We start from the raw sequence: 24,274 nt of genomic DNA on the forward strand, positions 1-24,274 counted from the left end.
GGCCCGGCGCGCAACGTCTCCCGCCTCGTCAGCGATTCAGCGAGGGTCGCGCAGCGCCTCCGCCCGCCGCACCGCCGCGCGCCGCAGCGCGTCCGCGTCGACGTTGCGGGTGCCGGCGGCCGAGCAGCGGAGCACCCGCTGAAACGCCGCCCGCGCCTGCGCCCGCTCGCCCCGCGCCAGCAGCGCCTCCCCGAGCAAGAACCACCCCTCCAGGTGCTCCGGATCCGCGTTGAGCAGCGCCGACAGCACCTGCTCGGCCTCGGCGGCGCGCCCGGCGCTCAGCAGCCTGGCCGCCGCCTCCGCGCGTCGATCCTGCGCGACCGAGGCGCCGGCCTGCGCGACCGAGGCGCCGGCGGGGGCCTGCGCGGCCGCGGCGCCGGGCGGCTGCGCGACAGCCGCGACGCCGCCGGCCGTCGCGCCCCCCCGCGCCGAGGCCGGCCCGCTCTCCGCCTCGACCTGCGCGACGGGCGCCCTCGGGCTCGCCGGCTCCGGCCCGTCGTCGCCGTCGCCCTCCGGCAGCCGCAGCCAGCCCGGCGCAGGACCCCGCCGGAGCTCCGGGGGCAGCGGCAAGATGCCCTCCGCCGGCGAGAGGATGACGTGGCCGCCGGGAACGAGCTCCGCGGCGAGACGGCCAAGCAGGCGCGGCACCTGCTCCCGATCGAAATAGATGAGGACGTTGCGGCAGAAGATGACGTCGAACGGCCCCGCCCCGAGCGCCGGCTGCGCGTCGATCAGCGACGCCACCTCGAAGCGCACGCGCCGCCGCAGCGCCTCCGGCACCCGCTCGGCCCACGCCGCCGGCAAGGGCGCGCCCACCGACCGCCGCTGCGGCAAGAGGCCGCTTCGCGCCACCGCGATCGCGACCGGGTTGACGTCGGTGCCCAGCACCGCCGCGTCCACCCCCGCCGCCTGCGCGCTCTGGGCGGCGCTGTACGCCTCCTCGCCCGTCGAGCAGCCCGCGCACCAGATGCGCAGCGGGCCCGGCCGCCTCCCCGCGAGGCCGGCCAGCGCGCGCTGCAGGCGGTCGAACTGCTCCGGGTGCCGGTAAGCCGCCGTGTGCCCGATCGTCGCGGCGTCGATCAGCATCGCGAGCAGGGCCGCCTCCCCGGCCTGGCCCACGCGCTCGACGTACTCCGCCTCGCCCTGCCCGGCCCGCTGCGCGCGCTCCCGGACGTGCAGATAGAGCGTCTCGGGCCACCGCGAGGGCACGTGGCCCAGCCGGGGCGACAGGACGCGCGCGAGGGCGCGCTCCAGCGAGCGATCATCCCTCACCGAGCACCCACCTCCGCGCGAGCGCGACGAAATCCACGACGCGGATCGGCCGCACGCGCGGCGACGAGCGCAGCGCCGCCCGCGGCATGCCCGGCGCGCTGCACTCCGAGGGCTCCTGCGCGAAGCAGAGGCCCCCGCCGTCCGAGAGCCCCGGCAGCGCGCGGACGCCGTCGTCGCCGAGGCCCGACAGCACGAGCGCGGCGACCCGCCGGGCGAGCGGCACCGCCGACGCGAACAGGACCTCCGCCGAGGGCCTGTGACCGCTCACGGGCAGATCGCCCGTCAGCTGGATCCGCTCGCGCGCGTCGATGGCCATGTGAAACCCCGACGGCGCGAGCAGGAACCCCGGCGAGAGCGCGTCCCCGGCCCGCGCCGGCCGCGCCCGCGCGCCCAGCCCGCGGAGCGCCCGCGAGAGGTCCCGCTCCCGCCGATCCGGCAGGTGCTGCACGATCAGCACCGGCACATCGAGCGGCCCGAGCCCCCGCGCGAGCGCCTCCAGCGCGGGGATCGCCCCGGTCGAGCCCGCGACGAGGATCACCCGCCCGCCCCGCGCCGCCGCCGGCCGCCGGGCCGCGCGCAGCACCTCGGCGCGCAGCCGCGCCCGGGCCGGGGCGCCCGAGAGCTCGCGCTTCTCGACGGTGGCGCCGGCGCCCCGCGCCAGCGCCTCGCGGACCACCGCCGAGCCGCGCGGGAGCGAGCTGACCACGATCACGCCGGCGCGGGCGGCGAGGGTCCGGATCACGGACAGGCCGTCGAGCTCGGGCATGAGCAGATCCACGAGCACCACGTCGGCGATCGCGACCGCCGGCAAGGACAGGAGCTCGGCCCCGGTCCGCGCCCGGCCCACCACGCGGATCGCCGCGTCCTCCTCCAGGATCGCCTCGAGCAGGGCCGCGGCGATGTCCGAGTCGTCAGCGATCACGACGCGCGTGCTCACGCGCCCCCGAGGCTCTCCGCGATGATCCGGCGCAGCTCCTCCTCGACGAACCGCTGCTTCGACAGCACCGCGCGCACGCCGAGCCCGCGCAGCGCGGCGAGGTTCTGCGCGTGCGTCGCGGTCGTCTGCGTGGTCAGCACCACGACAGGCACCCGGGCGAGCGCGGGCGTGCGCCGGAGCTCCGCCACCATCTCGAGGCCGTTCATGTACGGCATCTCGAGGTCGGTCAGCACCACGTCCGGCGGCGTCGCCCGCGCCCGCGCGAGCCCCTCCCGCCCGTCGCTCGCCTCCTCCACGCGCAGGCCGAGCGCCCGCAGGATGCCGCAGAGCAGCTCCCGCGCGACAGGGGCGTCCTCCACGACGAGCGCGAGCGGCTCGCGCTTCGACTCGGGGGCGGCGGGGAAGGGCGCCTCCCGGGGCGCCTGCCGCGCGCACGCGAACACCCGCTCGACGTCGAGGAGCAGCATCGCCTCGCCGTCCGCCGTCGGCGCCACGCCGCGCACGAGCGGCGAGCTCCACGGCAGCTCCTCCGACCGCACGAGGGCGCAGAGCCGCGGGTTCTCGTAGCCGTCCACGCTCACCGCGAACAGGCCCGCGGCGTGGTGCAGCACGAGCGCCGCGTCCCCCGGCTCGGGCTGGCCCCCGTCGCCGAGCACCGCCCCGAGCGCGTAGAGCGGCACGAGCTCCGCGCTCGGGCCGCTGGTCAGGCGCACGCGCGGCCCGTCCGAGGTGTGCAGCAGCTCGTCGAGCAGCATCACCGAGTGCACGGCGTGCGTCGGCACGGCGCACCGGAACCGCCCGCAGGAGACGGGGACCACCTCCTCGCCGTGGAGGTTCTTCGGCACCACGAGCAGGATCGTCGTCCCGAGCCCGGGCCTCGAGTCGACCCGGACCTGCCCGCCCAGCGCGCCGATCTCCCGCGCCACGACGTCGAGCCCGACGCCCCGGCCCGAGATCGCGCCGACGCTGCGGCTCGTCGTGAGCCCGTGCGCGAACAGGTACGGGATCAGCGCGGTGTCGTCGAGGGACGCGGCACCCGGGACCGCCTCCGCGAGCACCTCGCGCAGGCGCGCGAAGTCGACCCCGCCGCCGTCGTCCTTCACCTCGACCCGCACGGCGGCGTCGGTCTGGACCACGGTCACCGCCACCGTCCCGCGCGCGGGCTTGCCGCGGCGCGCGCGGACGTCCGCCGGCTCGATGCCGTGATCGACGGCGTTGCGCACGAGGTGCAGGAGCACCGGCTCGAGGCGGCGCTCCACCGCCGCGTCGAGGAGCCCCGTCCCCTCGACCCGCGCCTCGACGTCCTTGCCCAGCATGCGCGCCGCGCTCCGGGCGGCGAGCGAGACCTGGTTCAAGAGGCGCTCGGTGCGCACCACCGACGCCGCGCGGACCACCTCGTCGAGCTCGCCGAGCGCGCGCCCGGACGCGAACTCGTTGCTCGACCAGTCCGCCCGCACGGCGCCGAGCAGGCGCTCGATCTCCGCGCCGTAGCCGAGCGTCTTCGTGATGCGCTCGGCGACGCGGTCCGTCCCCCCCCGCGGATCGATCTCCACGAGCAGCGCGCGGAGCATGCGCTGGGCCTCGCGGAGCCTCCGCTGGAGGACCTCCCGCTCGCCGTGGAGCCGCTGCAGCTCGTGCACGCGCGCCCCCACCGCCTCCGCGTCGAGGACCGCGGGCGGGGCGGCCGGGTCCGGCGGCGCGGCCGGGTCCAGCCGCGGCGGCAGGGCGCTCTCGGCCGCGCGGGCGGGCGGCGGCGCGGGCTCCCCGGCGGGCGAGCGGCCGCTCGTGAGCTCCGCGTGCGCCGCGCGGAGCGTCTGCTTCACGACGTCGAGGTCCGGCGCGGCCTCCTCGCCGACGCTCGCCGACAGGAGCCCGAGCGCCTCCAGCGCGCCGAGGACGCTGTCGCCGATGAGCTGCGTGGGGCGCCCGCCGCCCCGCACCGCGTCGATGACGGTCTCGGTCAGCTCGGCGAGGTCGCCGCACGCGGCGAGCTCCAGCATGTGCGCCTCGCCCTTCAGCGTGTGCAGGAGCCGGCGCAGGACGGGGAGGTTGCCGCTCTGGCCCTGCTCGTAGCCGAGCCATAGGTCCGTCGCCTGGGCCACGCGGTCCGGCATGGCCCGGTGGAACGTGGCGACGAGGTCAGCCCGGCTCCTCATCCGCGTCCGCCTCCGCGATGGCCGGCTTCTCGCGCTTCGCCCCGGCCGCCTTGACCCGGAAGGCCCGCGCCGTCGCCTTGAGCGCGTGCGACAGCTGGAGCAGCGACTCGGCCGAGCGCGTCGCGTCCGCGCTGCTCGTCAGCGTGTCGTTCACCGCCCCGACGATATCGACGATCGCCGTCTTCACCTGCGCCGTCCCCTCGCGCTGGTGGTCCACCGCGTCCGAGATCTTCGCGGCGGCCGCGGCCGTGTCGCGGGCCAGCTTGATGCCGTCCTCGGTCGCGAGCACCGACGCGTGGGAGGCCGCGTGCATGTCTGCCACAAGCTTGCGGATATCGCGGACCGAGTCCATCACGTGCTCGGACAGCCGGCGCATCTCGGCGGCCACGAGCGAGAAGCCGCGCCCCACCTCGCCGGCCTTCGTGCCCTCGAGCGCGGCGTTCAGCGCGAGCAGGTCCGACTTGTCGGCGATGCTCTGGATCAGCGACAGGATCTCGCCGATGCGGTCCGAGTGGGAGCTGACGAGGCGCGTCTGCTCCGCGGTGTGCTGGACGCTGACGAGGCTCCGCTGCGCCATCTCGTGCACGGTCGTGGCGTCCTTCGCGATGTGATCCGCGCTGCCGGTCAGGGCCTCCACGGTCCTCCGGATCTCCTCGAGCGCCGCGTTCTGCTGGTTGGCGGTCGTCTCCTGCTCGCGCACCGACGAGAACATCCCGGCGGCGGCCGAGGCGACCTCCGACGAGGTGTTGCCGATGCGCGTGGCGAGCTCCTGGAGGCTCGTCACCATGGCCCGGAACGCGGCGAACAGCTCCCCGTCGCCGGTGATCTTGCAGGTGAAATCGCCGCCCGCGACCCGCGCCGCCGTCTCCTGGAGCTCGCGCAGCTGGGTGTTCATCCGCTCGAACGCGCTGGCCATGTCGCCGAGCTCGTCGTCGGAGATCCTGAGCGACAGCCGCGCCGAGACGTCGCCGCGGGCGATGCGGTCCGCCGCCTCCTTGATGTGGGCCATCGAGCGCGTCATGCGCGCCGAGATGACCCACGCCAGGCCCAGGCCGAGCAGCATGATCCCCGCCGACTGGAGGGCGATGGTCCGGCGCGAGTCGGCGCGGCGCTGGGCGATCCGGTCGCTGCGCAGCCCCACGGCGAGCGTGCCGAGCTGGCGATCGCCGTTCCGCGAGCGGATCGGGGCCTCGCTGACGACGACGCTGGCGTCGCCCTCGCCCTGCGCGCCCTGCGCGCTCTCGGGCGCCTGCACCGCGCCGATCGCGGCGATGCGCTCCCCCTTGGCGTCGTAGACGGACACCCAGCTCACAAGGGGATCCGTCATCGCGGTCCGCAGGGTGTCCGGGAAGGTCTCCGGCGGCTGCTCGAGGTCCATGGCCACGCCGATGGGCTCCTTCAGCATCGTGGCGAGGATCCCGGCGCGCTCGCGCAGCTCGGCCTCGCTCGCCCGCGCCGTGCGATCGGGGATCAACCACAGATCGAGCGCCGACAGCACGATGGCCACCGACGCGACGAGGGCGGCGATCTTCCAGCGGATGGAGCGAAAGTTGAACATGGCGGCTGAGGGAGGAACGGTGACGGACGCTGAAGGAGAGATCGTGAGTCGTGAACCGTGAGTCGTGAACCGCGAGTCGTGAATGGTGAATCGTGAATCGTGAATCGTGAATCGTGAATCGTGAGAGAGACGGACGCGCCGTGTCGGGCGGCCGACGTCGCGAGGGCGTCAGTCGACGATGCGGGCGAGCCGGAGGAACTGCGGGTCGAAGCGGAGGCCGATGGCGTTGGCGTGCTTCACGTTCAGCAGGAGCTCGGGCTTGGCGCCGGCCAGCCCCACGGCCACGGCGCAGCCGCGCTTCGTGTCGTCGCCGTCGCCGCACACGACGATGCGGACCACGGCGCCCTCGCGGGACGGGACGTCGGGGATGGCCGCGGCCAGCCCGCGCGCCACATAGACCACCTCGGCGCCGCCGGCGCGCAGCGCCTCCTGCAGCTGGGCCTTTCCGCTGTACGTCACGCGCAGGACGCTCGCCGGCCGGCTGGCCACGGTCGTCTTCGCGGCCAGCTTCGAGAGCACGGCCGCCATCGCGTTCGCGTCCTCCGCGCTCTCGCCCGACTCCCCGCCGACGACGGCGAGCACGGCCGGGCCCTTCCGGCTCGCGAACCCGCGCTCGTAGCCGATCGAGCGCAGGAGGATGGCGCCCCGCAGCTCGTACGGGACGGACGCGGCGGAGCGGCCCTCGGCGCTCGCGGTGGTGACGAGCAGGAGGGCCATCAGCATTCGAATCGAAGAGCTCGGAGACACCATGTTTCTCTGGTCAGCCTTGAACGACCTCGGACGGGTCCTCGATGGGCGCCGCATCAGGCGTGGGGGAGGCGGCGGGCGTCGATCACCCAGTGCAGCGCGCCGTCGATCTCGGCGAGCCCGACGACGTGGGGCAGGGCCAGGAGCTCCGCGAGGAGCTCCGGCAGCGGCCACACGTGCTCCCGGTCGACCTCCACGAGCCTGGGGAACGCGCAGGGGATCGCCAGGGCGCCGCCGCGGGTCGACAGGCGCACGCTCCGCGTCGCCGGCTCGGGCGCCGCGCGATGCGGGCCAGCGTTCCCCCAGAGACAGGCGCCGCGCTCGGGCGCGGGGCCGCCCTCGGCGAGGAGCACCTGCTGCGCTGGAAACGCGCATCGCAGCCCGGCGTGCAGCATGGCGACCACGGCCCCCACGTCAGCGCTCCTTGCCGGCGAGCCGCCGGACGAGGGCCGGCAGGCGATCGAGGTGATTCTTCGAGAGGACCGCGTCCGCCTGGACCTCCATTTGCAGCTGCTCGAGCTCCTTCTCGGAGTGCCCGGACATCAGGATGACGCTGAGGTGCCCGAGCCGCTGGTTCTTCCGGAATAGGGTGAGCAGCCGGTCCCCGCGGATGGTGGGCATGAAGACGTCGAGGACGACGACGCGCGCCTGGTGCCGCACGATGGCCTGCGTCGCCCCGATGGGGGAGGGGAGCGCGATCACCTGGAAGCCGGCCGCGCCCAGCACGCGGCACACCTCTTCTCGGGCGATCTCGCTGTCGTCGATGACGAGCACGGGCGGGTTCGACGGCACGCTCGACGGCGACCTCGGCGGCGAGGACGAGCTCACCGAGGTCCCCGCCTCATCGACCGGATCGCTCGGCGGCCTGGACTTCGGCAGAGGCGACCGGGAGCTCGGCTCGCTCATCGACTCGACCCGGCGGCCGGATCGCCGCGCGGCGCGACGGACGGCTGCGGCGCGGCCTCGGAAGCGTCGAGCAGATGGACCACGTCCAGGAAGGTTACTACCCCCTCGCTCGTGTCGACCACAGCTTTCGGCACGAGCTCGCCGAACACCTTGACCGCGGCCACACACCGCGTCTTGCCCGCGGGCAAACCCAGGTAGCCGCGCTGTGTGCGGCAGACGACGATGCGGAGCGGCGCGGCCGCCGGCTCGGCGAGCGGGGCCGACATGATCACGATGATCCTCCCCCGGTCCTGGAGGATGCCCATCACCCGCGGATCGGTGCGCGGCAGCGGCAGGGGCGTGCGCCACGCGATCACCTCTTCGACCTGCTGCGCCCTCAGGGCGAAGGTCACCGCGCCGAGCTCGAAGAGCAGGAGGTCGAGGACAGCCCTCTCGCGCGGCCCCTTGTCCGGGGCGTCGTCGCGCAGGTCGAGCAGCTCGTGAACCTGATTGAGCGCTTCGGACAAGGTGTTCTCCGGATTATCACAAGGGCGAGGCGGCGTCAGTGAGCGACCTCGACCGAGGCGCCGACGTAGGGGCGGCCGGTGGCGAGGATCAACCGGTGGGCGCCGTAGGTCGGAGGAGGAACATTGTTGAAGGTGAGGTTCTTGCCGAACACCGAGACCCAGACGTGCTCCAGCGGCGAGAAGGAGACCGCCGCGTCGAGGTTGAACGCCGAGCGCGCGTACAGCCTGTCTCTCGGCGTCAGGTCGTCCGTGTCGGGGGCGGGCGCGTCCCGGGTGCCGTGGCTGTTCATGCCAGTCCGGAAGGTCGCCGCGAGGCCCGCCGTGAACCGGCTGGCGCTGTAGCTCAGGTGACCTTTGACGAGGTGGATGGGGTAGTTGGCCCAGGCCTCGGCGTCCCAGCTGGTCAGGATGTGGATGGGGCTCTGCGCGCCGAACGGCCTCGTCACGCTGTACCACACGTCCCCTGCGAACCCGCCGCCGAGCTCGCCGAGCACGCCGAGCTCGCCGCCGAGGGCGTGGACGTCGGTTGTGCTGTTCGCGAAGCTGCCCCACCAGCCGCCGCTGGAGGGGTGTCTCGGGTTGTTGACCACGTGCTCCTGGTAGTCGTCCGGCCGCACGAGGTCCCACGACACCCAGCCCAGGGTGTCCCTGTAGCGCTCGTAGAAGACGGCGACGTCGAGGACGAGGCGCTCGTCGAGCAGGCCCACGAGGTAGTCGAGCTCCACGAGGTGGGAGGACTCCGGCTTCAGCGCGGGCAGCGGCGCCATCGGCTCGTCCTCGAAGGCGGCGTTGAACTGCTCGAGCCAGTTGAAGTAGGCGGCGTCCGGGAAGCGGAACCCCTTCTGGTAGGACAGCTTGACGTTCTGCGTGTCGCTGATCGCATAGGCGGCCGCGACCCGGTAGGAGGGGCTGACCACCGGCGCGACCTCGCGGGAGCCGTTCCTCAGGACCAGCTCGCCGAAGCGCGCGTGATCGAAGCGCAGGCCTGCGGAGACCGTGAGATCGCGGAGGGTGGCGGTGCTCTCGGCGAAGGCGGCGAGCTCGGTCCACGAGAAGCTCTCCGGCGACTCGTAGGAGGCGCCGTGGATCAGCCCCCATCGGGACCTGTGGCCGTCGAAGCGCTTGTGGCTCGCCGAGGCGCCGAGGGCGAGCTGGGTGCTCGGGATCGCCGTGGTCTTGTAGACGAGCTTGACGTCGCTGTGCTCCTCGCCGAGGCCCCCGGTCGACACGACCCCTTCGCCGGAGCCCGGCCCGGAGACCTTCTCCACCTCGTGGATGACCCAGTCGGCCGGGACGAGGGTGGTCTCGAAGGTCGAGAAGGTCGGGATCAGCTCGACCTTGTGCTCCTCGGACAGGCGGACGTGGATCTCCGGCGTGACAGCGAGGCTCCGCTGCCGCACATGGCCTGTGTTGCTGTCGGCCCACTGGGCGATGATCTGGTCGACGGTCGTCGTCCGGTTCGGGACGTTGCTCATGATCGACGTCTGCGCGTAGTCGAGCCGCAGATCGACGCTGACGAGGCTGCGCTCCGAGCCGTAGCGGAAGCGGCCAAAGCCTTTGTAGCTCGGCTCGCCGAGGGCGTCGACGCGCGTGTGGTGCAGGAAGGGAGACGTCGTGACGCCGGCGTAGCCGCTGCCGTAGAGCTCCGCCGTGTCCGGCCGGGGGGCCGCGGGCTTCTCTCCCTCGTTGTCGGCGACTCCGAAGTAGAGGAAGTAATCGGCGTTGTGCTTCTCGCTGAGCAGGCCGCCATAGCTGGCCTCCAGGGTGCGCGTGTCGCCGGAGGCATAGGACGCCTTGCCCCAGAGCCCCGGGCGGGTGATCCCCGTGGGCCTGAGGACGTTGACGAAGCCGCCGATCGCGCCGGAGCCGTGGACGATGGCGCCGGGGCCGAGGATCACCTCCACCTTCTCGATGTCCCCGGTGAGCGGCACGGCCAGCGTGCTCCCGATGGCGCCGAAATGGGCGCGCATGTTCGTGTTCACGCCGTCGTGCATGACGAGCGTCTTGGCGTTGTTGTCGATGAGGACCCCGCGCACGCCGATGAGGCGCGAGGTGCGATCGTGCTCGCCGATCACGACGCCGGGCTGGTGGGCTTGCAGGAGGTCGTCGAGCGAGCGGACGCCATAGAGCTTCAGCGTGCGCGCGTCGTAGAGGCGCGCCTGCCCTGTCGACGACTTGCTCTCGGTCTCGAAGAAGCCGGCCGAGGAGACCTTCACGTTGAGCAGCTCCTCGAGATCGAGCGAGAGGAACTGCGCCTCACCGCCGTCATCGCCTCCGGCCGGCGCCCCGCGCGCGGGCTCCTGCGCCCGAGAGGCCCCGGTCACCCCCATCGGAGCGAGGAGCGAGCAGCAGAGGAGCAGAGCCGACCTTCGCATAGAATCCCCCCATCGTTCGAGAGCCGGGCAGCGCGAGCAGGGATGTCCTCGGGCGAGCCCGCGTGCCGGTCGCCCGATGTCCTCTGGAGTACGCGTGGACCGCCGGCCATCTGCTGCGCGCGGCGGTGCGTGGATGTAGGGAGCGCGCGCTGCCCGGTCTTCCCCCCACGACTGTTACCGTGGTTTGCGCGCTGCCTTGCTATGTTGTGCGAACGTCCAGGATGCTACACGAACGCGCGGATCCGTCAACGGCGTGTCAGCGTCCGGCGACCCAGTAATGAAAGGCGTGGAATCCGGAGCCACGCCGCAGGGTGATCGCGATGGGGGTCGGCCCGGTGAAGCGCGCGGCGGGGAGGGGGAGCGCGCGTTCGACCCAGGCTCCGGCCGGCACATCGACGGTCCCGGCCTCCTCGCCTGCCACGGAGATCGCGAGCTCGGCGCCGTCGTCCGAGGCGACCCGGAGCACGAGGCGCGCCTCGGCGGGGGGCGCGGCGAGGTGGGCGACGAAGCGGTCGGCGGTCCGGTGGTACCGGCCGCCGTCGGCGATCTCGGCGCGGGTGGGGTCGAGCTCTCCAGGCGCGTCGCTCTCGGGGGCGGCGAGCGAGAGCGCCACGTTGCGCTGGTCGGCGAGCGGCTCGAGCGCGTAGGCGTGCGCCGACTCGGACTCGAGGTCCGAGACGTCGAGCTCGTCGAGGATCTTCTCGCCGGGCACGGACCGCACCGGCAGCGCCCCGGAGCCGAGGAGGTCCCAGCGCGCCTCGTAGGCGACCATCGTGGTGCCGCCGAGGATGGACTGATCCTCGACGGTGGCGTCGATGAGCTCGCGGCCGAGCACCGGCGCGCAGGCCATCCAGTGCGGGTAGACGATGAAGTGCGTCGGCCGGCGCTCCGGGGGCAGCGTCTCGTAGTGCTCGAACCTGGAGCCGGCGCCCGCCACCCAGTAGCGCGCCTCGCCCTCGGTCGTCAGGCCGACGACGTCGAAGGTGCTGCGGCCGCCGAGGTAGGCGAGGGCGCCGGTGTCGTTGACGCCGATCCTGGCGTCCGCGGGCAGGTGGAGCGCGGCCCATCGGCCGAGCGAGGCCTGCTGCCGATCGATGGCGCGCGCCGAGTTGGCGAGGTCGTCGATGGCCCACGGGAGCCGCGTGGCCAGGGCGCCGGCGAACGCGCCGGCGATGAGGGGCGTGACGTGGTGGAGCGAGGGCCGGAGGCGCTGGGCGGCGTCGCCGAGCTCGCGCGCGAGGCACGCGGCCATGACGATCCACGCGGGGGCGAAGGGCCAGACGTAGCGCACGCGGTTCCAGAGGAAGCTCAGGTACGTGCAGGGCAGCAGCGCGCCGAGCGCGAGGGCGACCACGATCGCGGCGTGGACGGGCCGTCCCCGCCGGTGCGCCGCCACGGCGAGCGCGACAGCGCCGAGGGCGAGGACGGCGGCGGAGCCTTCGGGGAGGAAGACGGCGGTCCACTGGCCGCCGTCGATCACGTCGGTCACGAGCAGCCGGATGTTTTCGAGGATGGCGGCCCGGAGCGTCGGTCCGTCGTAGTTGGGGTTGCCGAGCAGCCACTTGACGGTGGTCGTCGACGAGGTCGGGTGGCCCGCGAGCAGCTGGTTCAAGGCGGGGACGACGAGCGGGCCGAGGAGCGGCGCGAGGATGAGGAGGCGCCCGTCGAGGAGGCGGGGGGCGCGGCGGCCAGGGGAGGGCGGCGGGGGCGGGAGGGGGGCGGCGGGAGGGGCGGGAGGGGGGCGGCGCGCCGCCACGACGGCGAGCGCGAGCGCGGCGATCAGGGAGGCGAGGGCGCCCTCGGGGCGGAGCAGGGGCGCCGTGAAGCCGGCGAGCGCGAGGGCGCGAGCGGCGGAGGCGGGGGGCGGCTGGGTGGAGGCGGGGGACGGCTGGGCGGAGGCGGAGGGCGGCTGGGCGGAGGCGGAGGGCGGCGCGGGCTGTGCGCTGTCCGCGGCGGGCTCCGGCGGATCCGGCTCGCAGAGGGCGGCGGCCAGGCGGGCCGTGCGGGTGAGGATCCAGGCGAAGGCGACCGTCTCCATGCCGCTCCAGGCGAACCAGGCGAACGCCGCGAACCCGGCGCACATCGCGCCGGCGCCGGCGGCCGCCGCGGGGCCGGCCAGGGGGCGCGCGAGGCGCGCGGTCTCGACGGCGAGGGCGGCGTGGAACACGAGCCCGAGCGCCCAGATCGCGTAGACGAGCGAGAGATCCCGCAGGCCGAGCGCGTGGAAGGGGGCGAGCAGCACGGGCCAGAGCAGGCTCGTGGCGCCGGTCGAGTACCCGTCGCCGGCGACGAAGCTGAAGAAGCCGCCCTCGGCGAGCCGCCGGGCGTACTGCATGTGGATGAACGCATCGTCGAGCGGCAGGGCCGGGCGCCCCGCCTGCTCGAGGACCGCCCGGATGCACACCGCGCCGACCGCGCCGCTCGCGGCGAGCGCGGGCGCGTAGGGGAGGGCGCGCGCGGCGAGGGCGCGCAGCGGGGAGGGGGCCTGGGGAGCCGCCATGGGGCCCGACGAATACCACCGCGCCCCGCCCGGAGGGCCGCGATTTCCCGCGCGTGCGCGGCCGGCATTTGGTAGAGCGCCGGGGCTCCATGGTCTTCCAGCCGCGCCCGAACCACCCCTACGCCGACGCGCCCCGCTTCCCCGACGGGGACGACGTTTCCATCGACGAGCTGCTCCCGGGCACCGGCCCCGTCGAGATCGAGATCGGCCCCGGCCGCGGCGGCTTCCTGTTCGAGCGCGCGGCGGCGAGCCCCGAGGCGCGGCTGCTCGGGTTGGAGATCCGCCTGAAGTGGTCGGCGATCGTCGACGAGCGCCTGAGGAAGGTCGGGCTGGGCGGCCGCGTGCGGGCGCTGAACGCCGACGCGCGCGAGGCGCTCGCGCGGCTCCGGCCTGACGCGTCGATCGCGCGGTTTTACCTGCACTTTCCGGATCCGTGGTGGAAGAAGCGCCACGAGAAGCGCCTCGTGATGGGCCCGGCGCTGCTCGACAGCATCGCGCGCCTGCTGGTGGACGGCGGCGAGCTCTTCGTCCAGACCGACGTCGAGGAGCGCGCCGTGCTCTACGCCGAGCAGATCGGCGCGCACCCGGCGTTCGAGCCGGCGGGCGACGCGCCCGGCTCGCCGCACCTCGGCGAGAACCCCTACGGCGCGAGGAGCCCGCGCGAGCACCACGCCATCGCCGACGGGCTGCCGGTGAACCGCCTGCTCTACCGCCGGCGGCCGCGCGAAGCCGGGGGCGGGGCGCCGCCGGGCGGGGGATAGGCCCTCTCGGACACCGTACTCTCCTGAGAATTTTTACTGGAGGGGACCGCTCGCATCCCGGTCTCCCTCTCCTGCTGGATACCGCGGTGGCGGGCCGTCCTTCACCCCATCGTGTGCGGCCATCTCTTTTTCGAAAGAAGCCTCCTGTCGCGCTGGCGATCTCGATCTCCACGAGCTGCTTTCTCCCGCTCGACGGCGCTCACCCGCGCGCCCCCGAAACCAGGACGTCGGCCTCTCCGTCACGCCCCTGGCCACGCAAGAACCCGGCGGCTGCTGCGACGAGGGCTCGACGCTCGTCCTCGGACAGGAGCGGTGCGACGGTCTCGCGCCAGCACCTCGCTAACGTGTGCGCCTCCGCGAGCTCCTGCACCGTGTCCATGGGGTCGATCTCGTCCTCCAGGTACCCCTTCTCGCTGAGGACCTGGTGGTCGAACTCGGACAGCTCGGCCGGGTCGAGGGACGGCACGTCCTCGCTCGCGCGCTCGGCCGCATCGAACGCGCACCACAGCGCCTCCCGCGCGCCCTCGGCGAGCCCGAACAGGTCCCCTGCGCGCGGCTGTACGCGCAAGACGAACATCCATGTCAGCCAGTAGCCGGCACCGCCGAGCGCCGACGTCACCCAGCCGAGCAGCGCGCCCGCGAGCTCCGGGGCGCGCGCGCGCAGGCACCCGAGCGCGGCGACGGTGACCCGATACGGGGCCTCGCGCGTGTTGACGGACCCGTCGCGGTCGGCCGTGCACGACCGCACGGTAGCCTGGAATTCTTCCTCGCTCGTCACGCGCAGGCCCATCTTCTCGTAGTGCGGCCGTACGCAGTCGAGCGACAGGAGGAAGAGCGCACGCTCGATGCTCCCACCTTCGCGCTCGATCTTCGCTTCGTCGATCATGACGTGCCCCGGCCGAACTCGCGGGCGACGAGCAGCCGCATCGGGTCCTCGGGCGCGAACTCGGTCCGCTGCGCGAGCGCATAGGGCATCAGGCGCCCGATCTCCAGAAGGCCGTGCATCCCGAGCACGCGCGAGGTTCCACTGGGGATGCCGAGATCAGGTCGACGAGCGTGGTCTCCGGGGCGGTCGGCACGTCGACCAGCATAGCGGCGCGCGCTGGCGAGGGGCGACGTCCTCGTCCGAGGCGGCCCGTTGGGCCCGCGCTGGGCCACTGGAAAAGGAACGATTCTCCGGAACCTATCGAAATCGTTGCTCTTCCACCGCTCGCTCCACGGCATCATGGACGAGGCCCAACTTCGTCCCTGGTTGCGTGCCCACGGATACCAGCGCATCCGCCAGCTTGGCATCGCCAGGCGGAGTAGGAGGCGCTGGCCGAGGAGAGGCCAGCGCCCCCGATCGCGACGCCGCGCGCCTCGTCGCGCTGAGGCAGCGACGTCGCGCGTCGCGAGACGCCGGAGCGCAGGTCTCCGGACCGTCCCTCGGCGCACTGGACGAAAACAGCTGCTGCTTCCGGCGGGGCAGCGGTAGCCATGGGGCCATGAACAACCCCCGCATCACACCTCTCCTGATCACCCGCGGCGCCGTGCAGGCCATCGCTTTTTATGTGCAAGCGTTCGGCGCCAGAGAGCTCGCTCGCTTCGTCCTGCCCGACGGCGTGGGGATCAGCCACGCCGACCTGGCCATCGGCGACGCCCTCTTCTCGGTCACCGAGGAGGCCCGCGCCTGGAACAGCGACGCGCCGCCGTCGCTCGGAGGCTCACCGGTGGTCCTCCAGCTCCGTGTCGACGACGTCGACGCCGTCTTCGCCCGCGCCTGCGTGGCGGGGGCGGAGGTCGTCTTCCCGCTCGGGGAGTTTTGCGGCGAGCGCATGGGCCGGGTGCGCGATCCGGCCGGGCACCTGTGGATCCTCAGCCAGCAGATCGAGCCGCTCTCCGCCGAGGAGATCCAGCGGCGTCGCGACGACCTGTTCGCGCAGCTCGGCGTGCGGAGCGCGTGAACGCTCTGCGCGTGGGTCCTCTGGAGCGCCCCCCCGGCAGAAGAACAACCCGTGAGTACCAGGAACCGAGGATCGGGTCGAGCCTCGATCGCGCCATCGGACGAGGAACGATCCAGATCCTCTCGAACCAACCAGCTGCGCTCTGCCGGATCCTCCGCGATCTCTACCGCAAGGGCACGCTCGAGGCAGCGCAGGCGGCATTTCACCGTCGCGCTGCGCGCGCTCTCTCTGCGTCCGAGGACCGCCTCGCCGCCGCGAGCAGTGATATCGTCACAGGAGACTTCCGCTGGCAGTACCACGGCATTTTCGGTGAGCCGAACGAGAGCGCTGGAGGTACGTACGGCTCAGGATTGATCCTATTTCCCCCTCCTGCTTCGCGGCGCTCCAGCCCTGGACAAGGATGAGGAGCTGCTCGTAGCCACGCCCCAAGGTCTGCCAGCCGGGCTCGCCGTTTCTCCGGAGGTGTCCGCCGAGCGCGGCGATCGCCAGGAAGGCATCGCGGGCCGTGGCGTTGTCGGGGAGCGGCTTGCGGGCGAAGACTCGCAGCACGTCGAGTTGGGTGGGCGTGAGCACGGCGCTCGCCGGCTGCTCTGGAGCGCGCCGGGCCTCGCTGCGCAGCAGCAGCAACTGCCAAGCGATGGGAGCGAAGAGCGCCAGCACGTTGCGCAAGCCGTGCAGGTCTTCGATCTGGCGCTCTTCGTAGGCGCATCCGGTCTTGAGGGCCTTGAAGAACTCCTCCACCATCCAGCGGGCGCGGTACCAGTCGACCAACTGGGCCATCTGCGCATCGGACTCGACCGGCTCGCTCGTCAGCAGCACCTACTCGACGGGCGCCTCGCCCGGCGGTGGATCGAGCTCCCAGACGCGTACGACCTGGAGCGAGAGCGTCGCCGGCAGCCCGCGCGGCTGGGATCTCGGTCGTCGGAGAGTCACGCGCGTGCTGCCGAGGGCCAGCTTCGCCAAGCGTCCGGCGCGCGAGGGACGCAGGCGCTTCTGCTGAGGGCTGCGGTTGCCTGCCGGCCTTAAGGACAGCTCCACCTCGCGCACGGCTACCGCTCGGACGTGTGCGAGCGCCTGCTCGAGCTTGGCCTCCTCTCCGGGGACGGCAGCCTCCACGAGGCGATTGTGGGCGAGCCGGATCACGAACCGATGCCCTGCGCTCAGCAGCTGCGCGAACAGGCCGTAGTCGTCGCCTTCACGATCCATGACGTGCACCAAGGCATGCGGAGCACAGCCCAGGGCCGCGACTCGCTCCACCTGGTCTCCCCAGCGGTCGTGCTCGTTGCCCGTCGTGGCGTCGTTGCGCACGTGCGTGCTCAGATCGAGCACGCCAAGCGGGCGGCGCGCTCCATCGCCGCTGACCGCCAGGGTGAAGTGGGCGAAGAACGTCTGCCCAGAGGAGCGCAGCCGACCCAGCCCCTGTCGCTGGCCGTCGGAGCGGAAGGAGAGGGTCGTGGTGTCATGGATGGCGAGCACGACCGGCTCGGCCTCCATGCGCGCGAGGGTGGCGCGTACATGGGGAGCCAGGATCGCCGCGGGCGTGACGGCGTCGTTGCCGAAGAAGCGGTACGCCGCCTCCAGCTCGCTGTCGGACAAGAGCGAGGGGAAGCTCTTGTCCGGCGCCTGCGCCAGCTTCTGCACCAGCTTGCTCTGGCGCTTCGAAAGCCGCGCATCACCGAAGTGCGCTTCGCTCATCTCCTCGGCGAGTGCCGCCGCGTGCTCTGCCGCAGGTGAACCCATCCGCAGCTTTGATCACGCCGTCCAGCACACATCAAGCGAGATGTGTAGGATCCTGAGACGTCAGTACGGCAGATCATCGACCGGCCGGCCCGGGGAGCGCTCTCGGCGAGCGTCGCCTCGCCCTTGGCGGCGGTCGCGCCGCCTCCGCCTTGTGCTTCAGACCCATCGAGCGGCCCGCGTTCGCGCTGATCGCGTTCGTCGCCCCGAGCGCCGCCGCACGGCAGATCGCATGCACGCCCGGGTTGGCGTCACCGGCGAGCACAGCGCCGAGGCCGCTCACCGCGGCGACCGCGACCTTGACCGTGTCGCCGTCGTTGTGTCGCTCGTCGGCGTAGGACACTCCGCCCGCAATGACGTTTGTCAGCGGGGCTTCGATGGCGAGGGGAAGGGCCTCGTTCGCCTGCGCCTCTTCCAGGGCGACGACGAGATCCGCTTTGGATCCACTCGACAGGGCGGCATCCACGGGGAGTGCAAGAGTACCGGTCATAGGCAACCTCTTTCGGTGACGTCCGGTGTCCGAACAACCGATGCCGAAGTTTAGCGCGCCCGCGCGGACCACCGCGCTTTGTACTCCAGGGGACGTGTACTCTGCCGTGGTGTACAGGTTTCCGGTCCTAACGCTTGAGAAGGATCGGGACAGGGAGCACCATCGTTTACGCGGGGAGCATCGAATTCGATAGCTGCCGTGGTGCGTGCTACGGCTGTAATTAACGTGGCGTGAAACTGGCATTCTTGTTTATCAAACACCAGCCTCCGCCTCGGCGCGGTTGGAGCAGCGCGTCTAGTGCTTTGCCAGCTTCATCAGCTTGCGGTTAGCACTCCAGTAGATACTCGTTTCATCCACAGTGAGAACCACCTGCCCGCCTGTTAGCTGTTCAGAGACGAGCTCCACCGGGCTCCCTCCAGAAATTGGCACTCTCATCAACTGGTACGAGTTGCCGTCCCAATTTACCCAGTACACATCAACTGCGTCCACGGCAATGCTCTGCGGGTGCAACTGTCCAAAGGCCAGCGGTCTTGGCTCACCGCCATCAATTGCCACCTTCATTATCGAGCCATCATCGTTGTTGGCCCAGTAGACGTTCGCTGCGTCTACGGCCACGCTTTGTGGGGCTGCCTGCCCGGTGGCGAGCGCTACAGGATCGCTATCTTCAATCGCCACCTTCATTACCGAACCGTCTCGATCTGTCCAGTAAACATTGTTTGCGTCCACGGCTACACTCACCGGAATCGATTGCCTGGAGGGAAGTGTCACAGGCTCGCCACCGTCAATCGCCACCTTCTTCAATGTGCCGTCTCGCTCATTCGCCCAGTAGACATTCGTCGCGTCTACTGCTATACTCGTCGGGCCTGCCTGCTCGGAGGCGATCGCTACAGGGTCGCCTCCGTCGAGGGCAACCTTCATTACCAGGCCATGATCAGGGCTCGTCCAGTAGACGCTAGTCGAGTCCACCGCGACACCCTGTGGCGACTCCTGCTGTGAGGCCAGCACAGTGGTGTTGCCCCCGGCGGTGGAAACCTTTGTCACCTTGCCACTCACAGATGGGTCTGTGAAGTAGAGGTTCGCCGTATCCACAACCAGGTCCGCAACGCGGCCTACAGTAGCCAACACAACGGGCTGGCATCTCGATTCTTCACAAGTACCGCCCTGGCAACTATGAGCACACTTGCCGCAGTTGTTCGGGTCAACGCTGGTCTCTACACAGGTTCCCCCGCAGTAAACAGCCGTTCCCTCACAGCTGACCCCCGGTCCGCTAGATGCAACGCTGGAGGCGTCGCTTGCTTCACCTCCGCCCCCGTCATTCGATTGTCCAAAATCCCGATGAGATGGCGCGCACCCTACCAGAGAGGCCACCCACAACAGTACCGTACCAACGCACGCTAATCGCCCCATAGTTGTCCTCCGGCCGTAATTGTAAATGGGCAGGTATGCTCTGTCGAGGGTGAGTAACAGCTGCGCTCGGCGACACGTGGTGGCCCCTCGACGCGCTCGGCGCGCCCTACTACCTGATCCGATGGGTCGCCGGCCCTGGGCTGAGGGACGTCGACGAGCGCGAACGCCGCTACCGCGCCGCGTGCGAGGCGATCCGGCGCGAGGTGCCGTGAACCTTGGCCATCTGGCGCGCGCTGAAGGTTACGAAGCGGACCGCTTCGGCCGGCCCCTCCGAAGCACAGGCTGCGGTCGCTGGTGGCGCCCCACGAGGTTGGTGCCCGCCCCCTCATCAAGCACGACGTGGTCTGACAGGACGGACGTACACAGACCTGACGGGAGCCGGGCGGACCTCTCGCCGGATTCACCGTCACTGAGAAGAGCGCGCCCGCGTCATGTCGGGACGGTCGGGGATGTCCGACGACGCCGCCGTTGCAGCGCTACTCTGGCTCGGAGCGGAGAGTGCAGCGCGGGGACACCAGCGGCGACCGTGGAGGGCAGGCGCCTGTCACCTCGTCGCCTTCCGCGGACGACCTCGCTTTACCTCTGGCATCGTGGCAGGACGAAGAAGGTTTGCTGGAGCGATTCTAAGACCATTGGCGATGGCCAAGAGAGCGTCCATGCTCATCTGCTTACGTCCGCTCTCTATCTGTTGAAGGTAGCGCAAGTCGATCCCAGAGCGCTCGGCTAGCGCCTCTTGCGTCATGGCTTGTTTCTGGCGATGCCGTCGGATGTTGGCCGCGACGTAGAGGAGCAGCGTGTCGAGAGCCAAGGGTTCCACACGACGGGCGTAGCTGTCCCTCGCCCACAGAAAAACGTGCTGATAGCTATACTTGTTGACGACGAGCGATCGCCGGCCGTACCTTGTACGGGCCACAAAAAGTGCTCCCCGCGTCGGCGCCAACCGACCGGGGAGCGTGGCCGGAACCCCGCGGAACGAGGTCCGACATGGCGAAGCTACGCCCACGGCCCGAAGAGAGCCAATAGATCGATTCGTCCATCGATCCCAAATCTCAGCCCAATCGCTTGCTTCACCGCCGAGCACGGCGGTCCAGCGCCGAAACTCGCCGCAACACGCGTGCGGAGCATGAGCCGTCCGCGAGACGGGATCCCGCAGCCCGTCCGAGCGTCCAGGCGATCATCGCCGAGCGCTCGCTCATCGCCACCGTGCTCGTCGCGAGCGGCGTGCCCAAGCGCGACCGCGAGGACGTCGCCCAAGGCATCGTGCTCGGTGCCAGGCGCTCCGTCGAGCGCGGGATGTACCAGCCCGATCCGGCGGAGCCCGCCCGCAAGGCGCTCCGCCGCTGGATCGCTGGCGTCGCGTGGAAGCACGCGGGGCACTACCTCGACAGCGCGTGGGTACGCCGCGCCGTGCTCTGCCCCGAGCCGCTCGGCCTGCTGCGCGAGCTCGCCGGGCCGAGCCTGCACGCGCAGGTTGAGGCGCGGGAGGTGCTGACGGTGCTGGTCGACTTACCGCCATGGCAGTTGGAGGCGCTCCTCGTTGTGGACGAGCCCGAGACGCTCGTCGCCTGGGCAAAGGCGCGCGGGATGAACCCCCGCACGGCGGCATCCAGGCTCAGGAGCGCCCGAGAGACGCTGTCCCTGCTGCTCCGGAGGCGGGGATGACCTTCCGCGACCCCACCTTCCGGATGAAGCTGACCTTCCCCGGCTTGCCGGTCACGCGCCGCGTGTCCCCCGCGGACATCGAGGCGTACGTCGCATTGCGAGGCTACACGCCGACCGTCTCGATCGAGCGCGACTGGCCCGAGCACATCTCGAACGTCTGGCTGCCGCCGCAGTGGCCGGACCCGCGGGCTCCGCAATTCCCTGGTGCTTCCGGTGAGGGGATGCTGGCCGGAGTTGCGGCCAGGCGACCTCGTTGTCGCGACTTGCTCCTACTCCGGGACGCCAGTATCTGCCGCTAGCGGGCGCGATCCGCGCGCCCGCTTCGCCAGGACCAGAATACCGCCGCGGATGACAGCGATCCCGGCGGCGGTGCGTGCGGGCTTGCTGGCAGGGTCATGCACGCCTCGTGCGCTCGGCCCGGACCACGGAGAACCCGCTGCTCGGGCCGGCGCGCGTGGCCGATCGGACGACGGACACGGGGTCGATGTGGCTGGATTAAGGCAGGCGCGGAAGCGTGCTACGTTGCGAGCCATGCTTCAGGCCATCAGCTGGGCCACGATCGCCGCGGCGATCCTCGCTCAGGCGGTCATCACGGCCCGCCTGTGGCGGAGCGATCTTTACTCGCGTGAGCACAAGCTCGCTCAGAGCGTGCTGATATGGATACTGCCAGTCGTGGGATCCATTCTCGTATATGCGGGTCTTCGGCAGGACGATGATGTGTCTCGGCCCACGCCGAATCCCGAGGAAGAAGTGGGTGATTAGGGATCAGGGCACGTCTCCGGAGGGCTCGCAGCGCCGTGCTGGTCTGGAGCCGGACGCCGGTCCCTCCTCCCGGCGCACCCGGTTCGAGCCGAGGCGCTCCCACGCCGCGCGCCTCCGCGTCACGGCTGCGCCGGGCCGTGGACCGCGCGCCGCACGGCGTCCGGAAACTCGCCCTGCATGCCGGCGAAGGCGGTGTTGGTCAGGACGACCACCGTGAGCTTGGCATTCGGGTCGACCCAGAAGTGGTTGCCGTAGGCGCCGCCCCACTGCCAGGTGCCCGCGCCGGAGGGCATCGCCGCCGGATCCGGCGTCTTCAGGACCGCGAACCCGAAGCCGAAGCCCCATGTCCCGCCGGGCTGCTGCACCTGGATCTCACCGATCTGGTTCGAGGTCATGGCCGCGGCCGTCGCCGGCCGCAGGAGCTTCCCGCCGCCGGTGCGCAGCGCCTCGAGGAACCTCACGTAGTCGTCGGCGGTGCCGACCATGCCGGCGCCGCCCGACGGGTACGAGCGCGGATCGAGGGCGCGGCCCGGCGAGAACGTGACCTTGGCCGGTCCGAACGACACGACGTGCGGCTCCGCCATGCGCGCCGGGCGCGCGCCCGCGTCGCCGTAGGGGATGGCCAGCCGGTCCGGGTCGGCGACCGTGAACGCGGTCTCCATCCCTAGCGGCCCGGTCACGAGCCGGCGGACCACGTCCGGCAGGGGCGCGCCGCCCGCCTTGGCCACGACGCCGCCGAGCACGTCGGTGGCCAGCGAGTAGTGCCACGCCGTGCCAGGCGCGAAGAGGAGCGGCGCCTGGGCGATCCGCGCGAGGTTCTCCTCGAGGGAGAGGCCGGGCTGATCGAGCCCGTCGGACACGCGCGCGCGGTGGTACGGCCCGTCCGGCGGATCCATGAAGGTGTAGTTGAGGCCCGCGGTGTGGGTGAGCAGGTGCCGCACCGTGATCGTCGCGGCCCGGCCGTCCGCGAGCCGCGGCGCGAACGCCGGGAGCCACTTCGTCACCGGATCGTCGAGCCCGAGCGTGCCCGCATCCACGAGCGCGAGGGCGGCCGCCGAGACGATCGCCTTGGTCATCGACGCGAGGCGAAACACCGTATCCTCGCGCACAGGCCGCCCCGCCTCCCGGTCGGCGAAGCCGGCGGCGCGCCGGTAGACGACCTGGCCGTCGCGCGCGACGACGACGACCGCGCCGACGATCCGCCCCTCGGCGGTGGCGGCCTCGACCACCGCATCGAGCCGGCGCTGAAGCGGCTCGTCACCGCGGGGAGCGGCCGCCACGGCCGGCGTCGCCGGCGCCGGTGCTGCCGCAGCCGCAGCCGCAGCGGGCGGCGCCGGGCTCGCGCATCCTCCGAGGGTGGCAGGCAGCAGCGAAAGCAGCAAACCCGAGGTGAGCACGAGAGCCGAAGAACGCTTTATATTCATAGCGAATGCTATGTAAATTGGACGAGCCCGCTCGTCAAGACATTGTATAGCGATCGCTATGAAAAACGTGACCCCCCGAGCGGCGCGCGGCCGGCCGCGCACCTTCGATCGTGGCGTCGCCCTCGAGGCGGCGCTCCACGTGTTCTGGCGGCACGGGTACGACACGACGTCGCTCGCGGAGCTGACGGCCGCGATGAAGATCACGCCGCCCAGCCTGTATGCGGCGTTCGGCAGCAAAAAGGAGCTGTTCCTCGAGGCGGTGGCGCTGTACGTCGAGAGGTACGGGGCGAGCCTTGCGCGAGCGCTGTGCGAGGAGCCGACCGCCCGGGCTGCGGTGGCGCGCGTCCTGGTGGAGTTCGCGTCGATCGCGAGCGCGCCGGATCACCCGCACGGGTGCCTCATCGTCCACGGGGCCACCAACTGCACGCCGGACTCCGCCGAGGTCGAGGCCGCGCTGCGCGACCGCCGGGCGGCCAGCGAGGGCGTGCTTCGTCAGCGCATCGAGCGCGGGATCGCGGAGGGCGAGCTCCCCGCGGACACCGACGCGGCCGCGCTCGCCAAGTTCTACGGCGCGGTGATCCAGGGCATGTCGGCGCAGGCCCGCGACGGCGCCTCGAGGGAAGAGCTGGAGCGCATCGCGCAGGCCGCCCTCCTGGCGTGGCCGAGGCGACCGCGCGGATCGCGGCGCCGGTGACCTGCGCTGCTCGGTGAGCGCTTCTGGCCCGGCGATCCGGCGAGAAGAATACAACCGCCAAGACACAAATAGACGCCAAGAGGCGCCAAGAGGGGAGAAAGAGAGAAGAGAGAATGTGCCCTGTGCGCATGGCGCCTTTGTTGTGACTTCTCTCTTCTCTTTCTGTCGCTTCTCTTTCGCTCTTCGCGTCTCTCGGCGCCTTGGCGGTTTTTTCTGTGATCCGATCGCATGGCGCTCGAAGACAGGCACTCCGCGCCTCTCGGCGCCTCCTCCGCGGAAAGGCGTCAGCGGGCGCACAGGGTGAGACATGCTCCGCATCGCATCATCCGCATCCGCCGCGACGGTTCTTCTGTCACCAGCCGGAATCTTCTGTCTCCCGGCGAAGCCTTCATGGCATCCTCTCCAGCCTGGGGGAAAGATGACGCGCGCCGCGGCAA

The 24,274-nt window shown here is 71.6% G+C and carries 24 protein-coding genes; 6 read left to right on the forward strand and 18 right to left on the reverse strand.

Annotation, left to right across the window (positions count from 1 at the left end):
• Positions 1-36 precede the first annotated feature (36 nt).
• The 10 genes from WME75_RS04665 to WME75_RS04710 all read right to left on the reverse strand — a co-directional run bounded on the left by WME75_RS04665 (position 37) and on the right by WME75_RS04710 (position 12,957).
• On the reverse strand, positions 37-1,272 hold the full coding sequence (locus tag WME75_RS04665; RefSeq protein WP_437486837.1) for a CheR family methyltransferase: 1,236 nt from the start codon (positions 1,270-1,272) through the stop codon (positions 37-39).
• Complete coding sequence (locus tag WME75_RS04670; protein ID WP_437486839.1) at positions 1,262-2,209, reverse strand: chemotaxis protein CheB; 948 nt, start codon at positions 2,207-2,209, stop codon at positions 1,262-1,264. Before WME75_RS04670 ends, WME75_RS04665 begins: the two co-directional genes overlap by 11 nt.
• Positions 2,206-4,365: a response regulator gene (locus tag WME75_RS04675; RefSeq protein ID WP_437486841.1), complete on the reverse strand. Its 2,160-nt coding sequence runs from the start codon at positions 4,363-4,365 to the stop codon at positions 2,206-2,208. Before WME75_RS04675 ends, WME75_RS04670 begins: the two co-directional genes overlap by 4 nt.
• Positions 4,349-5,923, reverse strand: a complete 1,575-nt coding sequence (locus WME75_RS04680; RefSeq protein WP_437486843.1) for a methyl-accepting chemotaxis protein — start codon at positions 5,921-5,923, stop codon at positions 4,349-4,351. The genes WME75_RS04675 and WME75_RS04680 overlap by 17 nt, the downstream gene beginning before the upstream one ends.
• 168 nt (positions 5,924-6,091) lie before the next feature.
• Entirely contained in the window at positions 6,092-6,646 is a 555-nt protein-coding gene (locus WME75_RS04685) for a YfiR family protein (RefSeq protein ID WP_437486844.1), read from the reverse strand.
• An 80-nt stretch (positions 6,647-6,726) separates the two neighbouring features.
• Positions 6,727-7,083: a hypothetical protein gene (locus WME75_RS04690; protein ID WP_437486846.1), complete on the reverse strand. Its 357-nt coding sequence runs from the start codon at positions 7,081-7,083 to the stop codon at positions 6,727-6,729.
• A gap of 1 nt (position 7,084) precedes the next feature.
• On the reverse strand, positions 7,085-7,576 hold the full coding sequence (locus tag WME75_RS04695; protein WP_437486848.1) for a response regulator: 492 nt from the start codon (positions 7,574-7,576) through the stop codon (positions 7,085-7,087).
• Positions 7,573-8,082, reverse strand: coding sequence for a chemotaxis protein CheW (locus tag WME75_RS04700; protein WP_437486849.1), 510 nt, complete (start codon positions 8,080-8,082; stop codon positions 7,573-7,575). Before WME75_RS04700 ends, WME75_RS04695 begins: the two co-directional genes overlap by 4 nt.
• Before the next feature lie 35 nt (positions 8,083-8,117).
• Positions 8,118-10,457, reverse strand: a complete 2,340-nt coding sequence (locus WME75_RS04705) for a TonB-dependent receptor plug domain-containing protein (RefSeq protein ID WP_437486851.1) — start codon at positions 10,455-10,457, stop codon at positions 8,118-8,120.
• Between the two features lie 256 nt (positions 10,458-10,713).
• Positions 10,714-12,957, reverse strand: coding sequence for a hypothetical protein (locus tag WME75_RS04710; protein WP_437486853.1), 2,244 nt, complete (start codon positions 12,955-12,957; stop codon positions 10,714-10,716).
• An 89-nt stretch (positions 12,958-13,046) separates the two neighbouring features.
• Between WME75_RS04710 and trmB the strand changes: the two genes are divergently transcribed.
• Positions 13,047-13,718, forward strand: coding sequence for a tRNA (guanine(46)-N(7))-methyltransferase TrmB (trmB, locus tag WME75_RS04715; protein ID WP_437486855.1), 672 nt, complete (start codon positions 13,047-13,049; stop codon positions 13,716-13,718).
• Positions 13,719-13,917: 199 nt separating this feature from the next.
• On the opposite strand, the gene WME75_RS04720 is transcribed toward trmB, so the two are convergent.
• Complete coding sequence (locus tag WME75_RS04720) at positions 13,918-14,604, reverse strand: hypothetical protein (protein ID WP_437486857.1); 687 nt, start codon at positions 14,602-14,604, stop codon at positions 13,918-13,920.
• Positions 14,601-14,723: a hypothetical protein gene (locus tag WME75_RS04725; RefSeq protein ID WP_437486859.1), complete on the reverse strand. Its 123-nt coding sequence runs from the start codon at positions 14,721-14,723 to the stop codon at positions 14,601-14,603. Before WME75_RS04725 ends, WME75_RS04720 begins: the two co-directional genes overlap by 4 nt.
• Positions 14,724-15,202: 479 nt before the next feature.
• Here WME75_RS04725 and WME75_RS04730 point away from each other — a divergent pair, with 479 nt between their 5' ends.
• Positions 15,203-15,661 carry a VOC family protein gene (locus WME75_RS04730; RefSeq protein ID WP_437486861.1) on the forward strand — a complete coding sequence of 153 codons (459 nt, stop codon included), beginning with the start codon at positions 15,203-15,205 and terminating at the stop codon, positions 15,659-15,661.
• 270 nt (positions 15,662-15,931) lie between these two features.
• Here WME75_RS04730 and WME75_RS04735 read toward each other — a convergent pair whose 3' ends face one another.
• The 5 genes from WME75_RS04735 to WME75_RS04755 all read right to left on the reverse strand — a co-directional run bounded on the left by WME75_RS04735 (position 15,932) and on the right by WME75_RS04755 (position 20,376).
• The gene (locus WME75_RS04735; RefSeq protein ID WP_437486863.1) at positions 15,932-16,480 is read right to left on the reverse strand and encodes a transposase; all 549 of its coding nucleotides are present in this window, start codon (positions 16,478-16,480) and stop codon (positions 15,932-15,934) included.
• Entirely contained in the window at positions 16,481-17,401 is a 921-nt protein-coding gene (locus WME75_RS04740; protein WP_437486865.1) for an IS4/Tn5 family transposase DNA-binding protein, read from the reverse strand.
• Between the two features lie 73 nt (positions 17,402-17,474).
• Entirely contained in the window at positions 17,475-17,960 is a 486-nt protein-coding gene (locus WME75_RS04745) for a hypothetical protein (protein ID WP_437486867.1), read from the reverse strand.
• A gap of 222 nt (positions 17,961-18,182) precedes the next feature.
• Entirely contained in the window at positions 18,183-18,977 is a 795-nt protein-coding gene (locus WME75_RS04750; RefSeq protein WP_437486869.1) for a DUF5050 domain-containing protein, read from the reverse strand.
• Positions 18,978-19,839: 862 nt separating this feature from the next.
• The gene (locus WME75_RS04755; protein WP_437486871.1) at positions 19,840-20,376 is read right to left on the reverse strand and encodes a helix-turn-helix domain-containing protein; all 537 of its coding nucleotides are present in this window, start codon (positions 20,374-20,376) and stop codon (positions 19,840-19,842) included.
• Positions 20,377-20,498: 122 nt separating this feature from the next.
• On the opposite strand from WME75_RS04755, the gene WME75_RS04760 reads away from it, so the two are divergent.
• The 3 genes from WME75_RS04760 to WME75_RS04770 all read left to right on the forward strand — a co-directional run bounded on the left by WME75_RS04760 (position 20,499) and on the right by WME75_RS04770 (position 21,719).
• Complete coding sequence (locus WME75_RS04760; RefSeq protein WP_437486873.1) at positions 20,499-20,957, forward strand: sigma-70 family RNA polymerase sigma factor; 459 nt, start codon at positions 20,499-20,501, stop codon at positions 20,955-20,957.
• Complete coding sequence (locus WME75_RS04765; RefSeq protein ID WP_437486875.1) at positions 20,954-21,256, forward strand: hypothetical protein; 303 nt, start codon at positions 20,954-20,956, stop codon at positions 21,254-21,256. Before WME75_RS04760 ends, WME75_RS04765 begins: the two co-directional genes overlap by 4 nt.
• A 232-nt stretch (positions 21,257-21,488) precedes the next feature.
• Positions 21,489-21,719 (forward strand): hypothetical protein, encoded by a 231-nt coding sequence (locus tag WME75_RS04770; protein WP_437486877.1) that lies wholly within the window; start codon positions 21,489-21,491, stop codon positions 21,717-21,719.
• A 119-nt stretch (positions 21,720-21,838) separates the two neighbouring features.
• Here the strand turns inward: WME75_RS04770 and WME75_RS04775 are convergent, their stop codons facing one another.
• Positions 21,839-23,116, reverse strand: a complete 1,278-nt coding sequence (locus tag WME75_RS04775; RefSeq protein WP_437486879.1) for a serine hydrolase domain-containing protein — start codon at positions 23,114-23,116, stop codon at positions 21,839-21,841.
• 85 nt (positions 23,117-23,201) lie between these two features.
• On the opposite strand from WME75_RS04775, the gene WME75_RS04780 reads away from it, so the two are divergent.
• On the forward strand, positions 23,202-23,837 hold the full coding sequence (locus tag WME75_RS04780) for a TetR/AcrR family transcriptional regulator (RefSeq protein WP_437486881.1): 636 nt from the start codon (positions 23,202-23,204) through the stop codon (positions 23,835-23,837).
• The last annotated feature ends 437 nt before the right edge of the window (positions 23,838-24,274 follow it).

Source organism: Sorangium sp. So ce1014, from assembly GCF_051521505.1.
In the GTDB taxonomy this organism is placed as follows: Bacteria; Myxococcota_A; Polyangia; order Polyangiales; family Polyangiaceae; genus Sorangium.

Bases quoted from the DNA above. Each gene is read 5' to 3' on its own strand.
- WME75_RS04695 (WP_437486848.1), bottom strand. From the start codon at position 7,576: ATGAGCGAGCCGAGCTCCCGGTCGCCTCTGCCGAAGTCCAGGCCGCCG.
- WME75_RS04780 (WP_437486881.1), top strand. From the start codon at position 23,202: ATGAAAAACGTGACCCCCCGAGCGGCGCGCGGCCGGCCGCGCACCTTC.
- WME75_RS04680 (WP_437486843.1), bottom strand. From the start codon at position 5,923: ATGTTCAACTTTCGCTCCATCCGCTGGAAGATCGCCGCCCTCGTCGCG.
- WME75_RS04675 (WP_437486841.1), bottom strand. From the start codon at position 4,365: ATGAGGAGCCGGGCTGACCTCGTCGCCACGTTCCACCGGGCCATGCCG.
- WME75_RS04770 (WP_437486877.1), top strand. From the start codon at position 21,489: ATGCTTCAGGCCATCAGCTGGGCCACGATCGCCGCGGCGATCCTCGCT.
- trmB (WP_437486855.1), top strand. From the start codon at position 13,047: ATGGTCTTCCAGCCGCGCCCGAACCACCCCTACGCCGACGCGCCCCGC.
- WME75_RS04720 (WP_437486857.1), bottom strand. From the start codon at position 14,604: ATGATCGACGAAGCGAAGATCGAGCGCGAAGGTGGGAGCATCGAGCGT.
- WME75_RS04705 (WP_437486851.1), bottom strand. From the start codon at position 10,457: ATGCGAAGGTCGGCTCTGCTCCTCTGCTGCTCGCTCCTCGCTCCGATG.
- WME75_RS04730 (WP_437486861.1), top strand. From the start codon at position 15,203: ATGAACAACCCCCGCATCACACCTCTCCTGATCACCCGCGGCGCCGTG.
- WME75_RS04685 (WP_437486844.1), bottom strand. From the start codon at position 6,646: ATGCTGATGGCCCTCCTGCTCGTCACCACCGCGAGCGCCGAGGGCCGC.
- WME75_RS04725 (WP_437486859.1), bottom strand. From the start codon at position 14,723: ATGCACGGCCTTCTGGAGATCGGGCGCCTGATGCCCTATGCGCTCGCG.
- WME75_RS04740 (WP_437486865.1), bottom strand. From the start codon at position 17,401: ATGGGTTCACCTGCGGCAGAGCACGCGGCGGCACTCGCCGAGGAGATG.
- WME75_RS04765 (WP_437486875.1), top strand. From the start codon at position 20,954: ATGACCTTCCGCGACCCCACCTTCCGGATGAAGCTGACCTTCCCCGGC.
- WME75_RS04710 (WP_437486853.1), bottom strand. From the start codon at position 12,957: ATGGCGGCTCCCCAGGCCCCCTCCCCGCTGCGCGCCCTCGCCGCGCGC.